This is a genomic window from Prevotella sp. RM4 (genome assembly GCF_000701965.1).
Lineage (GTDB): Bacteria > Bacteroidota > Bacteroidia > Bacteroidales > Bacteroidaceae > Prevotella > Prevotella ruminicola.
Genome location: NZ_JNKG01000012.1, coordinates 71766 through 84732, shown reverse-complemented (window position 1 = coordinate 84732; position 12967 = coordinate 71766). Strand labels below are relative to the sequence as shown.

Below are 12967 nucleotides of genomic sequence, written 5' to 3'. Positions count from 1 at the left end.
CTTCTTTTTTTCGCCGTACCTTTGCAGCGCAATTTTGTTAGTTATTAGTTATAATTGTAAGAAGAAAAAATGAAAATTGAAAAGATTCATGCGAGAGAGATTCTCGATTCAAGAGGTAATCCAACAGTAGAGGTAGAAGTAACACTTGAGAATGGTGTAATGGGCCGTGCCGCTGTGCCATCAGGAGCATCGACTGGCGAGAACGAAGCCCTTGAACTGCGCGATGGCGACAAAGAGCGCTATCTGGGCAAGGGTGTTTTGAAGGCCGTTGACAATGTAAACAAAGTGATTGCACCTGCGCTGAAGGGAGACTGCGTACTGGAACAGCGTGCCATCGACTATAAGATGCTGGCTCTCGACGGTACTCCTACCAAGTCGAAACTGGGTGCCAACGCTATCCTCGGTGTATCGTTAGCTTGTGCTCAGGCTGCAGCTAAGGCACTGAATATACCTCTTTATAGATATATAGGCGGCTGCAATGCATACACCTTACCCGTGCCTATGATGAATATTGTAAATGGTGGTGCACACTCTGCAGCCCCTATCGCTTTCCAGGAGTTTATGATTCGTCCTGTGGGTGCCAGCAATGAGCGCGAGGCCATCCGTATGGGTGCTGAGGTATTCCATAACCTGGCCAAGCTGCTCAAGGCACGTGGACTGTCAACAGCTGTAGGTGATGAGGGAGGCTATGCGCCTAACTTCGACGGTATCGAGGATGCACTCGACACCATTGTAGAGGCTATCAAGAAAGCTGGTTATGAGCCTGGTAAGGATGTAAAGATTGCAATGGACTGTGCTGCATCTGAGTTTGCTACCTGCGAGAATGGGCAGTGGTTCTACGACTACCGTCAGCTTAAGAATGGTGCGAAGAAGGATCCTAACGGCAAGAAGCTCTCGGCCGATGAGCAGATTGCTTATCTGGAGCAGCTCATCACCAAGTATCCTATCGATTCTATCGAAGACGGACTGGACGAGAACGACTGGGATAACTGGGTAAAACTGACCGAGAAGATTGGCGACCGCTGCCAGTTGGTAGGCGACGACCTGTTTGTGACCAATACCAAGTTCCTGGAGAAGGGTATTAAGATGGGCGCTGCTAACTCGATACTGATTAAAGTGAACCAGATTGGTTCGTTGACAGAGACCTTGGAGGCTATTGAAATGGCTCACCGTCACGGCTACACCACAGTGACTTCTCACCGTTCAGGTGAAACAGAGGACACTACAATTGCCGACATCGCAGTAGCCACAAACTCTGGACAAATCAAGACTGGTTCACTTTCTCGTACCGACCGTATGGCCAAGTACAATCAGTTGATACGTATTGAGGAAGAGCTGGGCAGTACAGCTGCTTACGGCTACCAGCGACTGAAATAACTGAATTAACTTTTTGAGTAAATCATTTATAATAAAACAACTTAAAAATGCAGATAAGCTGTGAAGCTTGTCTGCATTTGTATTTCCTATATAATCTTAAATCCCATGGTAAAGTACCCAGTTGGCATCCGAGTATTTTCCAATCAGCTCGGCATCGCGGACTGGATGCAGTTGACGCATGAGAGGGTTACGTTTGGTAGTATCTACAGGATATCCTTCGGTATCGTGACTGTTAAACTCGAGGATAGTGGCTGTTTGGGCACCATTATCAATCACGCCCCAGCCTCTTGCAGGGATGTTCTCGAGTGTGCAGTTGAGTAGTACGCACTCGGCATGGGGATAGTTACGCCCCTTATTGTCGGGTAAACGACCCAATTCTGCGTAATCCGACAAGCCTTTGAAGTGACAATCAACAAACACGTTACCATGGTTTTCGGCAGTGTTGCGTATCCACATAAACGCTCCATAGCTGGTTATCGTACAATGATTAAAGAATGAAGGACCTCGACCTAATATCGTATCGCCGCCACCATCAATCTGGCAGTTTAACCAGTAACAGCTACCATTGGCCTGCAGGGCATCGCCGTCGCCGATAACATGAACGTTTTCAAAGTAGTTCCGTTCGCCATTAACCAAGAGTCCTTCGGCCTGACCTTTACAATCGGTCTTAATGGTGATATCCTTGAAAATCAGATCGCTACAGTTGTCGGCTGCAAAGGCTGCTCGTCGTGATGGGAATGTGCCACGCACCTCGTTGGTCTTGATATCAGATGGATGAGGATTAAACACCTCGTTGTTGGGGTAATGGATAACCACGCTATCGCGTGTTTCGCCTTGGATGGTTACAAAGCGCTTGTTGCGGAAATATACCAACTCCTGATAATCGCCATTTTTTACCTGCACGCAATAACGGCTGTATTCTGTAGCTAGCGAATCAGGGATAAAATCCATGGCACCTTGTATCGTAGAGAAATCACCTTGTCCATCGGCAGAAACTGTTAGCGTGCGTTTATTTGCATCGGGAGCTTTACTTTTTGTCTTGAAAGACCACGCATTTTTTCCTTTTATACCTTTAAAACCTTTAATGACGTTGTTATCAATGGTTACGTAATATTCGTGCCCGTACTCCAACATGTTATGATGTAGGTAGATGGTAAAGCGGCGCTCGTGAGCGATGATGGGGTAGAAGTGGAAGGCATCGGAGAATCCGCCAATGATATCCAACTGATAGCGCGACCTATCGATAGCGTTTACGCCCGATGGTGTTCCGGCTTTGGTGTTGCGGTTGGTGATGTTTTGTGATGCCTTATACATATAAGGTATAGGCGTGTATTGTGCTGCAGGATTACGCGACTGTCCTTGTGTAGGACCGGCAGGTATGCTTAAGTCCAAGCGATCAACCAGTTTGCCCGATTGTTTATCGTAAACCGAGATGAAACCTTTCTGGCCGATCGAGGCAGTGTCGGAAAGTGTGAGCTCCAAATGGGTATCGATATTTACATCCTGTGCCCCACATGCGGGTTGCATTTTTACCATACTTACCTGAGCCAATGCGCTATTACTGGCTCCAATCACCAGTGCAAAAATCAGTTTTTTTATCATCTTGATTGCTGTTTGTTTTTGATATTTATTGTTTGTTTTCGCTGACAAAGGTACATATTATTTTGTTTACCACCAAATATTGCTTCTTTTTTATGCTAATTTGATACCTTTTAGCCGTTTACGTATAGGCCATGATCGTTTGAGTTAATTGGTTAAGCAAATTATTACCAAAAAACGCTAATATTTTTGGGCCTTTCAGAAATTATGCTTAATTTTGCAACAGATAGGATTATTTAAAAACGCTATTTTATGAAACTGTTATCAACTATCATACTTGCATTAAGCAGTCTGAATGGCTTGGCACAGAATAATGCCAACGATAATACGATGCCGTTTGTGTATCATGGCCATATCTATCTGCAGACTATCATTAACGATAAGCTGCACGTAAATACGCTGTTTGATACAGGTGCAGCTAACATCTTTGGTATCGACAGCGTAGCGCTTGCGCAATCTTCCTGGCATCCACAGAAAGTAGGTAAGGCCAGAGCTGGTGGTGTCGCAGGATCGACCATGGTACGTGTGATAGCCGATGGCACCAAGGTACAGATGGGAAATGTGGTGCAGCAATATCAGATAGTGCCGATATTTAAGTTGCGCGACATTGTAAATCGCCATGTGGATGGTATCTGGGGTATCAAGGATATCTCGAAATATCCGCTCGAGATCAACTTCGAAAAGCAGTATCTTAAGCAGTACACCAGCACCAAGCCCAATACCGAGGGCTATCAGCAGTTACCCATAAAATACGAGAATAATAGGATTATGCTGCAGGCCGAGGTACAGTTGGGTGGCAAGAAGATACGTGGCTGGTACTTGATGGATACGGGCAGTGGTGGTTCGGTTACCTTTACGTCGGGTGCCGTGACCGAGTTCGCTCTTGATAAGATTGAAGGCAAGCGCTACCTGGCAGATATGGCTCAGCCTGGCATTGGCGACAAGGCGATGGAGACATCAGTTGAAATGATGAGCGACCATATATTGATAGGTGGCGACACCATCCGTTATACTGATATCAGCTATGTACCCGAGGGGGTAGGGGCTATGAGCGACCGACCTTATCTGGGTATTATCGGTAACGACGTTTGGGATAGGTTTAACATTATTATCGATGCCCAGAACCTGAAACTTTATCTGCGCCGGCATAAGGCTGATGACCCCATCGGTAAGAGATATGGTTACGGCTGGCGAAACCGTACGGATATCTGTCGCGGTTGGGTGGTGTATTATATGAACCACTCGAGCGAGGCCCATGAGGCTGGTGTAGAGATCGGCGACACGATTACCACCATTAATGGTCGCGATGTAAAGGATTACACCTGGGACGAGGAGGAAGCCTTGCACAAAGCACCACGCCACGAACTTGATATCGTGACGCCACAGGGCCAGCAGAAACATGTGATACTTGACGCAAAAGAATATTGGTAATAATAACTTAAATTTTAAAATTATGGTACTTTCAACAACTCCAACAATCGAAGGTCACACTATCCGTGAGTATAAGGGTGTAGTGACAGGTGAAACAATCATCGGTGCAAACATGTTTAAGGACCTGTTTGCTGGTATCCGTGATATCGTAGGTGGTCGCGCCGGTAGCTATGAGAAGGTGCTGCGCGAGGCCAAGGACGAGGCTATGCGCGAGATGATGGAGCGTGCCCAGATGTTAGGTGCTAACGCTATCGTAGGCATCGACCTGGATTACGAAACTATCGGTGCTAACGGCTCTATGCTGATGGTAGCCGCCAGCGGTACAGCAGTTGTGCTATAGCTTAATCTACTTGAGCTTATTTATTTGTTCATCATCTGTTCTATTTCTTCGCGGTGCTCAAAGAGGGTACAGCCGCCTGTGTGCTCCCAACCTAATGCACGGGCAGCTCTAATCTTCTTGAATAAAGGTGATTTAAGTGCCTGTCGTACACCAAGTTCTAACACATTACTATCGCTAAATGGAGAGAACGGACAGGGCTCGGCCGATCCATCTGGACCTATATGGAAGAAGCCGCGACCTGAGGCCAGACAGCCACCTAAAGCCTTCTCGTCACCGGGGAACGACAGGAAGATAATATCCTGATACATCGTGCGGCGTTCTTCGAGTACCTGCTCCATCTGGGCCACATGTGCATCGCTAAATGCCAAATGCTCAGTGCCTGGTTCTGTGGGCACATACTCGATATAAAACACAATCTTACAACCATAGCCGCGTAGCTGATTAATGAAATCAGCAGATGTTACCAGCTGCATGTTCTCGGTAGTAACGGTGATGCTGGTACCAAAGAAGAGATTCTCGGTCTTCAGCATCTCCATCGACTGCATAGCACGCTTGAACACACCCTGACCTCGACGCTCGTCGGTACCGATGGCAGTACCCTCAAGACTGATGATAGGCACCATGTTCAGATTCTTACGCAGAAACTCCATGTACGATGGACCAATCAGTGTGCCATTGGTAAAAATGGGGAATATCATGTCCTTAACCTCAGCCACCTGCTCCAGAATATCCTTGCGCATCATAGGTTCGCCACCAGCCAGCAGCGAGAAGTTGATACCCATCTCAGCAGCCTCCTCAAAAATGTGGCGCCACTGCTCGGGAGTAAGTGTGGCCTTGCGGTCGGACTCTTTATCCTCGGCTATTCCGTTAGAGCGGGCATAGCAACCCTTGCAATGCAGATTGCAGGTGGTTGAGATACTACTAATTAAGAAAGGTGGCACATCTAAACCTTCGCTTTCTGCCATCTTCTTACGGCGTTTTTCCGATTTCTCGAACAGGCGCTGCATCTTGAAGGCAAACTTCGCTTCACGGGGATTACTCAGCACATTCTTATAGGCTGTAGCCATGATATTGCGAATGCTGCCATTCATGTATTCTGCCAAATTGATGGCACTCTGACTTTCCATACTGATTTACTTTTTATACTTGCTAATCAACTCTGTAAGCGTATCACCATGATGACGTTCCTGCTTGGCAAACACATCCATCTCGTTGGCTGCATCATCCAGTCCTACAGCACGTAATGCCTGAGCAAACTGGTTTACCTGCTGCTCGCCGTGATATTCGCTCTTGGCAAAGTTCTCGGCAATCTTCCAGATATCGCTATCGTACTTAGCCATCAGGGTAGCATAGAATCCTGCATGTACTGCCTCTTGATTCGCCATCTCAATAAACGTAGCCGAAACCTCTTCGGGATAGCCCTGTTCGCGAGCCATTCGAGCCAGCGCATAATAAACCATTACTCCCTGTGCCTCGGCCTTAGCAGCTCCGTCGCACAGCTTTTCAAAATCGGTACCTTTCGTTTTTCCGTAAATCATTGTATTTAATATATATTGTTGTTTTTGTGATGTTATCAACTTAAAAGCGCTGCAAAGGTAATAAGAATAATTTATATCGCAAGCGATTTAGATAACACTTTAAGAAGAATTAACTAAATATCGCTTGCGATATGAATAATAAATAATATGTATTATCTTCTTTTCTTTGGTGCTACTTTACGTTTGGGAGTAGCTTTGGGAGCAGGTGGGGCAGGGAGGTCCTTTGTAACGGTGGCCTTCAGGATGCGGATATCCTCTAAGGGGCGGTCGTTCTTATCTACGGCCACACCTTGGATAGCTTCGACTACATCCAAACCCTCGACAATCTCACCAAACACGGTGTACTGACCATCCAGATGGGGCGTGCCACCGATGGTTTTGTAAACTTCGCGCATCTCTGGGGTAATCTTTACCTGGCCATTGGTAATCGAATCGATCTTCTGCTGGGTATAATCCAGTCGGCGATCGTCGTATACCTTACCCCAAACCATGTAGAACTGACTGGCACCAGAACGGCGCTCTGGATTCTTTTCGTCGCCTTCGCGTGCAGCAGCTACCACACCTCGACGATGGAATATCTTAGGCAAACGGAACTCAGCCTCGGTGGTATAATCGTAATCACCCGAACCTAACAACTGTCCGGGTTTGGCTTTCTTACTGAAGATATCGCCTGTTTGGATCATAAAATCCTTAATCACACGATGGAACAGAAGCGAATCGTACGAGCCCATCTTGGTGAGCTTCAGAAAGTTGTCGCGGTGCTTTGGTGTCTCGTCGTAAAGGGCGATACGGATGTTACCCTTGGTGGTTTCGAAGAGCACTTCGGTACTGGTTGTTTGTGCATTTAATGTTGCCGATGCCAGGCAAAAGGCGCATGCAAATGTGAGTAATCGTTTCATATTGACTGTTTTTTGGCTGTAAAAGTAACAAAAAGTAACGAAAAATGCGAAAATTTAGCGTATTTTTTTGCATAATGCGTATAAATTCTTATCTTTGCACCCGATTTTGTTGAAATTTCAAACACAATAGATAAACTTAAAATAACGTGATGAAAACTAGTAAATTGATTCTGGCTGCTGGGCTCCTGATGGCGGGGCTTAGTTCGCATGCCGAAGAAGGTCCGCTGTGGATGCGGTACACTGCCATCTCGCCTGATGGCAAAACGATTGCCTTTTCGTATAAAGGTGATGTATATACAGTAGCATCAACTGGCGGACAGGCCCGACAGCTTACCACCAATGCGGCTTACGATGCTTGTCCGGTATGGAGCCCCGATGGCACCAAATTGGCTTTTGCTTCGAGTCGTGAGGGTAGCATGGATGTATATGTGATGGATGCGCAAGGTAGCGAACCTGTGCGCCTGACAACCAACAGCACCAACGAGATGCCTGTGGTTTGGCGAGACAACGAACATGTGTTGTTCTCGGCTTCGTGGATGCCATCGGCACAGTCGATTCTGTTCCCTGGCGAGAATCAGGTGTACGAGGTGAGCATCAAGGGCGGTCGTCCTCGCATGTTCTCAACACTGCCAATGGAGGATATTAGCTTTGCCAAGGATGGTCGTATATTGTATCACGACTATAAGGGTTACGAGGATCCTTTCCGCAAGCACCATCAGAGTCCTATCTGTCGCGACATTTGGATGATGCAGGATGGACACTACACCAGACTGACCGACTTTAAGGGCGAGGATCGTACACCACGCTGGGCTGATGCCAACTCGTATTATTACACCAGCGAGGAAGATGGTACTTTTAATGTGTATCGCCGAAATATCGACGGCACAGGTAAAAAGCAGCTCTCGCACCACACAATGAATCCCGTACGCTATCTCTCGGTAAGCAACGAGGGTACACTCTGCTACAGTCAGAATGGCGAGATTTATACCTTGAAGGAAGGTTCTGAGCCACAGAAGGTAAAGGTAACTATTACCGGCGACCGTCAGGATAAGGACCTGATTCGTCAGCTCCGTTCGAGTGGTGTAACCGAGATCAGTCTTTCGCCCGATGCCAAAGAGGTGGCCTTTATTCTACGTGGCGATATCTTCGTGACATCGGTTGAGTACAAGACTACCAAGCAGATTACCAACACACCACAGCAGGAGCGCAGTGTGGATTTTGCACCTGATGGTCGCAGTCTGGTTTACTGTGCAGAGCGTGGTGGCGTATGGCAGATATATCAGACCAAACTGAAGAATAAGAACGAGAAACTCTTTACTTACGCTACCTCCCTGCAAGAGGAGCGTCTGACTAACAGCAACGAGACATCGCTGCAGCCAAAGTACAGTCCTGATGGCAAAGAGGTAGCTTACTTCAAGAACCGTTCGGAGCTGTGCGTGATTAACCTGAAGACCGGACTGGAGCGCACTGTGCTTGATGGTAAGTACAACTTCTCGTACCGCGATGGCGACCTTTGGTTTGAGTGGAGTCCCGACAGCAAGTGGCTGTTGGCCAGCTATATAGGTACTGGCGGTTGGAACAGCAGCGATATCGCTTTGGTAAACGCCAGCGGTAATGGCGAGGTACACAACCTGACCGAGAGTGGCTACAACGAAAGTTCGGCCCGTTGGGTGCTTGGTGGTAAGGCCATGCTGTTTGAGAGTGATCGCGCCGGCTATCGCAGTCACGGTAGCTGGGGTGCCGAGTCTGACTACTACGTGATGTTCTTCGATGTAGATGCTTACGACCGCTTTACCATGAGTAAGGAGGATAAGGAAATTCTGGAAGAGGCTGAGAAGGAGGCTAAGAAGAATGAAAAGGCTGACGATAAGGATGCTAAGAAGAAAAAAGACAGTAAGAAGAAAACTGCCGAGAAGCCAAAGACCGAGAAGCTGCTGGCATTCGACTTAGAAAACTGTCGCGATCGCATTGTGCGCGTAACTGATAATTCAGCTCGTATGGGCGACGCTGTACTGAAGGGCGACACATTGTATTATCAGGCCTCGTTCGAAGGTGGCAGAGACCTGTGGGTACACTACCTGCGCGAGGATAAGACCGAGCTGCTGATAAAGGGTGTTGGCGGCGGCGCTATGCAGCCCGACAAGAAGTTTAATAACCTGTTCCTGGTATCGCGTGGTGGTATCAAGAAGTTGGATCTCGCTAAGAAATCTACCAAGAACATTGACTTCGAGACCGTATTCAACTATCGTCCTTACGAGGAGCGTGCCTACTTGTTCGACCACATCTGGCGCCAGGTTAAGGATAAGTTCTATGTAGAGAATCTGCACAATGTAGATTGGGAAGGCTATCGTGATAACTATCGCCGTTTCCTGCCATATATCAATAATGAGTACGACTTCAGGGATATGCTGAGCGAGATGCTGGGCGAGCTGAATGCATCGCACACAGGTGCCAGATATTATCATAATGGTGCATCACTCAGCACCGCCACATTAGGTGTGTTTATCGACCAGAACTATCAGGGCGACGGACTGCGTATCGAGGAGGTTATCAAGCGTTCGCCATTGGCCCAGAAGAAGACTGGCGTGGTAGCCGGATGCGTGATTGAGGCTATCGACGGTGTAGCCATCAAGGCTAACGACGACTACTTCCCACTGCTGGATGGAAAGGCTGGAAAGCGCGTACGTTTAACCATTCTGAATCCTTCAACCGGTAAGCGTAACGATGTGACTATCAAAGCCATCAGTCGTAGTGCACAGACTGAGTTGCTGTACAAGCGTTGGGTTGACCGTCAGCGTGAGATGACCGACAGTCTCTCGGATGGCAAGCTGGCCTACGTGCATGTAAAGGCTATGGACAGTCCCAGCTTCCGTACGGTTTACCGTGAGCTGCTGAGCGACAAGAACCGCAATCGTGTGGCTGCTGTAGTTGACGAGCGTCACAACGGTGGTGGTTGGTTACACGACGATTTGTGCACCCTGCTGAGCGGTAAGAAGTATCAGGAGTTTGTGCCTCATGGTAAGTATGTAGGCTCTGATCCTTATAACAAATGGCTGAAGCCATCGTGCGTGCTGATTTGCGAGGATGACTACAGTAACGGACATGGTTTCCCATGGGTATATAAGGAGCTAAAGATTGGTAAGCTGATTGGTGCACCTGTAGCCGGAACAATGACTGCCGTTTGGTGGGAGACCCTGCAGAACGGAATGATTTTCGGTATTCCTCAGGTGGGCTGTCGCGATATGCGTGGTGTGTTCGGCGAGAACACTACATTGAATCCTGATATCGAGGTGTATAACACACCCGAGGATTACATCAACGGTCGCGACCGTCAGTTGGAGCGTGCTGTAAAGGAAATGCTCCGTTAAAAATACTTGGTGATATTGGCGTTCTCGAAGTTGTTCATCTCGTTCATCATCCGAACGGCTGAATCAACTATCGGGAATGCACAGAGAGCACCAGTGCCTTCGCCTAATCGCAAACCCAGATGCAGCAAGGCATTTGCACCCATCGCATCGAGCATGCGCTTGTGGCCGCTCTCATCACCACAATGTGCAAAAATCATGTAGTCCTGAGCGGCAGAATATAGCTGAATAGCAGCCAACGCACAGGCCGTCATAATAAAGCCGTCGACGAGTATCACCAGATGCTTTTCGGCGGCTTTTAGCATGGCGCCGATAGCAGCTACCATCTCGTAGCCGCCGAAGTAGGCGAGTGGGGTGATAGGTGCTTGGTTTGGGGTGGTAACTTGGTAGTTTGATAATGCCTTTGAGAGCACTTCGTACTTGTGGCGGATGCCTGGGGTATCGAGACCGGCACCTGCACCGATACACTCTTGTAAGGGGACGCCTGTAAACAGGTGCATCCAGATGCTGGAGGGTGAGGTATTGGCAATACCCATCTCGCCGATACTCAGTACACGACAGCCTTCAGCGATACAGTCATCTACCAGGTCGCACCCAATCTGGATGGCTCGATCGAACTCTGCTTCGGTCATCGCTGCTTCATACAGAAAATTCTTGGTGCCTCGGGCTATCTTGCGATTAATAATGCCATCGATACCTGTAAAATCGTAATCTACACCTACATCTACAATACGCAACTTAAACCCATGCTGCCTGCAAAACATATTTACACCGCCACCGCCATGGGTGAAGTTGATCATCTGCTGCCAGGTGACCTCGCGTGGCGACACGCTCACGCCTTCGCGCTCGATGCCATGATCGCCGCCCAACAGCAGGTGACAGGGGTGGGCGAGACTCGGTTCCAGCGTCTGCTGAATCAAACATATCTGTAGGGCCAACTCTTCCAATCGGCCCAGTGAACCTTTGGGTTTGTTCAGGTTGTCGATCTTTGCCAGAATACTTGGCTTAATCGTTTGGTCAACGGGGTGAATTGCGAATGACTTCATTTTTTTAGGCACGGATTAACGCGGATTAACACGGATTTATTTGATTTTTACTGGGATGCCGCTGACCATGAGAATCACCTCGTCGGCCTTCTGGGCGATGTATTGGTTCATCCAACCTTGCAGGTCGGTAAAGCGCCGCTGCAGTTGGTTGGTGCTCACACCACCCAGTCCTATCTCATTAGTTACGAAAATGTAGGTGGCATCGGGAGCGGTGAATCGGTCGAACTCTTGTTTCGCTGCTGTTAGGATTGTGTCGATGTCGGTGGTTTCAGTCGAAATCCAGTTCGTCAGCCACAGCGTCACGCAGTCTATCACCACCACACGCCCCGTGAGGTCGTGCTTCGAGAGGTATTTCTCCTCCTCGATATTCGTCCACTCCGGACCGCGACGCTCCTGGTGCTTACGTACTCGTTCACGAAACTCTTCGTCCCAGATGTGAGCCGTAGCCAGATAAACGGGATGGGGACTCAGCTGTAGGGCCAGCTCTTCGGCTTTGGTGCTCTTACCCGAGCGCTGACCGCCTGTAATCAATATAATCTTTTTCATTGCGTACAAACAACCAAATAAACACTCAACTCAACCAACAAGCAAACGGCGCCACAGCAGTCGCCGGTATAGCCGTGAATCTTGCGCCAGATGAGCAGATAAAGGAAATACATCACGAGGGCAGGAAGGAAGATAATCAGATCCCAGCGCATGCCCGTGTACCAGATGTAAGCCGCCATTGGCAGGAGCCCTTGAATGGCTAACCCTATACCAGCCTTTACACTGATTTTACGATATACGGTACGAGCTTTCGACTCCTCGATATTGCGGGCATATGGCATCATAATGATGAGTTGCGAAGTAACCATTTTGGCATATGGATCGGCGACCAAGATGGTGAGTGCTGCCAAAGCGGGAGGCATGGCGAACAAAGCAGCAAATAGCAACACTTCGTAGCAAATCAAACCGATAACGCCATAGGTGCCGATATGCGAATCTTTCATGATGGCCAAGATACGATCGCGGTTGCTGCCGCCACCACCAAAACCATCCAGAAAGTCGGCCAATCCGTCTTCATGAAGCGCGCCTGTCAGCAGGAGTCGTACCACGATGGCCAGCAATACGGCTATCGAATAAGGTAGATACCAACTGCCGAAATAGAGCGTGGCAGCCATGGTGCCGCCGGTGAGCCAACCTGTCAGTGGCCAGTGTTCCACTACCGTGGCATAACAAGCCTTAGGCGGCTGATGCAATCGCCAGAAAGGCAACCGCGTAAAAAATATCAATGCCGCCCAAACACGGTCGTACCAATGTGTCTGATCAATATTTATCTGCATAATTTTCGTTTTTGAGGGCAAAGATATGAAAACTTTTTGTACTTTTGCAC

General features: G+C 48.3%; 11 protein-coding genes. 4 read left to right on the top strand and 7 right to left on the bottom strand.

The window, feature by feature from the left end; translation table 11 throughout:
* Window positions 1-69 precede the first annotated feature (69 nt).
* Window positions 70-1377 carry a phosphopyruvate hydratase gene (gene eno, locus T499_RS0111615; RefSeq protein ID WP_033151110.1) on the top strand — a complete coding sequence of 436 codons (1308 nt, stop codon included), beginning with the start codon at window positions 70-72 and terminating at the stop codon, window positions 1375-1377.
* Window positions 1378-1473: 96 nt separating this feature from the next.
* Here eno and T499_RS0111610 read toward each other — a convergent pair whose 3' ends face one another.
* A complete protein-coding gene (locus tag T499_RS0111610; RefSeq protein ID WP_157054604.1) occupies window positions 1474-2979 on the bottom strand; it encodes a pectinesterase family protein in 1506 nt (501 codons plus the stop codon).
* Window positions 2980-3228: 249 nt separating this feature from the next.
* Here T499_RS0111610 and T499_RS0111605 point away from each other — a divergent pair, with 249 nt between their 5' ends.
* Together T499_RS0111605 and T499_RS0111600 are read left to right on the top strand one after the other, a co-directional pair.
* Entirely contained in the window at window positions 3229-4407 is a 1179-nt protein-coding gene (locus tag T499_RS0111605) for a hypothetical protein (protein ID WP_033151109.1), read from the top strand.
* 22 nt (window positions 4408-4429) lie between these two features.
* The gene (locus tag T499_RS0111600) at window positions 4430-4747 is read left to right on the top strand and encodes a heavy metal-binding domain-containing protein (protein ID WP_013064104.1); all 318 of its coding nucleotides are present in this window, start codon (window positions 4430-4432) and stop codon (window positions 4745-4747) included.
* A 20-nt stretch (window positions 4748-4767) separates the two neighbouring features.
* Here the strand turns inward: T499_RS0111600 and T499_RS0111595 are convergent, their stop codons facing one another.
* The 3 genes from T499_RS0111595 to T499_RS0111585 all read right to left on the bottom strand — a co-directional run bounded on the left by T499_RS0111595 (window position 4768) and on the right by T499_RS0111585 (window position 7184).
* The gene (locus tag T499_RS0111595; RefSeq protein ID WP_033151108.1) at window positions 4768-5874 is read right to left on the bottom strand and encodes a radical SAM/SPASM domain-containing protein; all 1107 of its coding nucleotides are present in this window, start codon (window positions 5872-5874) and stop codon (window positions 4768-4770) included.
* Between the two features lie 6 nt (window positions 5875-5880).
* Window positions 5881-6285, bottom strand: coding sequence for a ferritin family protein (locus tag T499_RS0111590; RefSeq protein WP_033151107.1), 405 nt, complete (start codon window positions 6283-6285; stop codon window positions 5881-5883).
* 152 nt (window positions 6286-6437) lie between these two features.
* A complete protein-coding gene (locus T499_RS0111585; protein WP_033151106.1) occupies window positions 6438-7184 on the bottom strand; it encodes a peptidylprolyl isomerase in 747 nt (248 codons plus the stop codon).
* Between the two features lie 149 nt (window positions 7185-7333).
* Between T499_RS0111585 and T499_RS0111580 the strand changes: the two genes are divergently transcribed.
* Window positions 7334-10552, top strand: coding sequence for a S41 family peptidase (locus tag T499_RS0111580; RefSeq protein ID WP_033151105.1), 3219 nt, complete (start codon window positions 7334-7336; stop codon window positions 10550-10552).
* On the opposite strand, the gene cobT is transcribed toward T499_RS0111580, so the two are convergent.
* From cobT to T499_RS0111565, 3 genes are read right to left on the bottom strand one after another with little or no spacing between them, the layout of a single operon-like run.
* On the bottom strand, window positions 10549-11595 hold the full coding sequence (gene cobT / locus T499_RS0111575; protein ID WP_033151104.1) for a nicotinate-nucleotide--dimethylbenzimidazole phosphoribosyltransferase: 1047 nt from the start codon (window positions 11593-11595) through the stop codon (window positions 10549-10551). The genes T499_RS0111580 and cobT overlap by 4 nt on opposite strands.
* Window positions 11596-11631: 36 nt before the next feature.
* On the bottom strand, window positions 11632-12141 hold the full coding sequence (gene cobU / locus T499_RS0111570; RefSeq protein WP_033151103.1) for a bifunctional adenosylcobinamide kinase/adenosylcobinamide-phosphate guanylyltransferase: 510 nt from the start codon (window positions 12139-12141) through the stop codon (window positions 11632-11634).
* Complete coding sequence (locus T499_RS0111565) at window positions 12138-12917, bottom strand: adenosylcobinamide-GDP ribazoletransferase (RefSeq protein WP_033151102.1); 780 nt, start codon at window positions 12915-12917, stop codon at window positions 12138-12140. Before T499_RS0111565 ends, cobU begins: the two co-directional genes overlap by 4 nt.
* Window positions 12918-12967 lie beyond the last annotated feature (50 nt).

Coding starts and splice junctions, on each gene's coding strand:
- eno (WP_033151110.1), top strand. CDS start 70: ATGAAAATTGAAAAGATTCATGCGAGAGAGATTCTCGATTCAAGAGGT.
- T499_RS0111610 (WP_157054604.1), bottom strand. CDS start 2,979: ATGATAAAAAAACTGATTTTTGCACTGGTGATTGGAGCCAGTAATAGC.
- T499_RS0111605 (WP_033151109.1), top strand. CDS start 3,229: ATGAAACTGTTATCAACTATCATACTTGCATTAAGCAGTCTGAATGGC.
- T499_RS0111600 (WP_013064104.1), top strand. CDS start 4,430: ATGGTACTTTCAACAACTCCAACAATCGAAGGTCACACTATCCGTGAG.
- T499_RS0111595 (WP_033151108.1), bottom strand. CDS start 5,874: ATGGAAAGTCAGAGTGCCATCAATTTGGCAGAATACATGAATGGCAGC.
- T499_RS0111590 (WP_033151107.1), bottom strand. CDS start 6,285: ATGATTTACGGAAAAACGAAAGGTACCGATTTTGAAAAGCTGTGCGAC.
- T499_RS0111585 (WP_033151106.1), bottom strand. CDS start 7,184: ATGAAACGATTACTCACATTTGCATGCGCCTTTTGCCTGGCATCGGCA.
- T499_RS0111580 (WP_033151105.1), top strand. CDS start 7,334: ATGAAAACTAGTAAATTGATTCTGGCTGCTGGGCTCCTGATGGCGGGG.
- cobT (WP_033151104.1), bottom strand. CDS start 11,595: ATGAAGTCATTCGCAATTCACCCCGTTGACCAAACGATTAAGCCAAGT.
- cobU (WP_033151103.1), bottom strand. CDS start 12,141: ATGAAAAAGATTATATTGATTACAGGCGGTCAGCGCTCGGGTAAGAGC.
- T499_RS0111565 (WP_033151102.1), bottom strand. CDS start 12,917: ATGCAGATAAATATTGATCAGACACATTGGTACGACCGTGTTTGGGCG.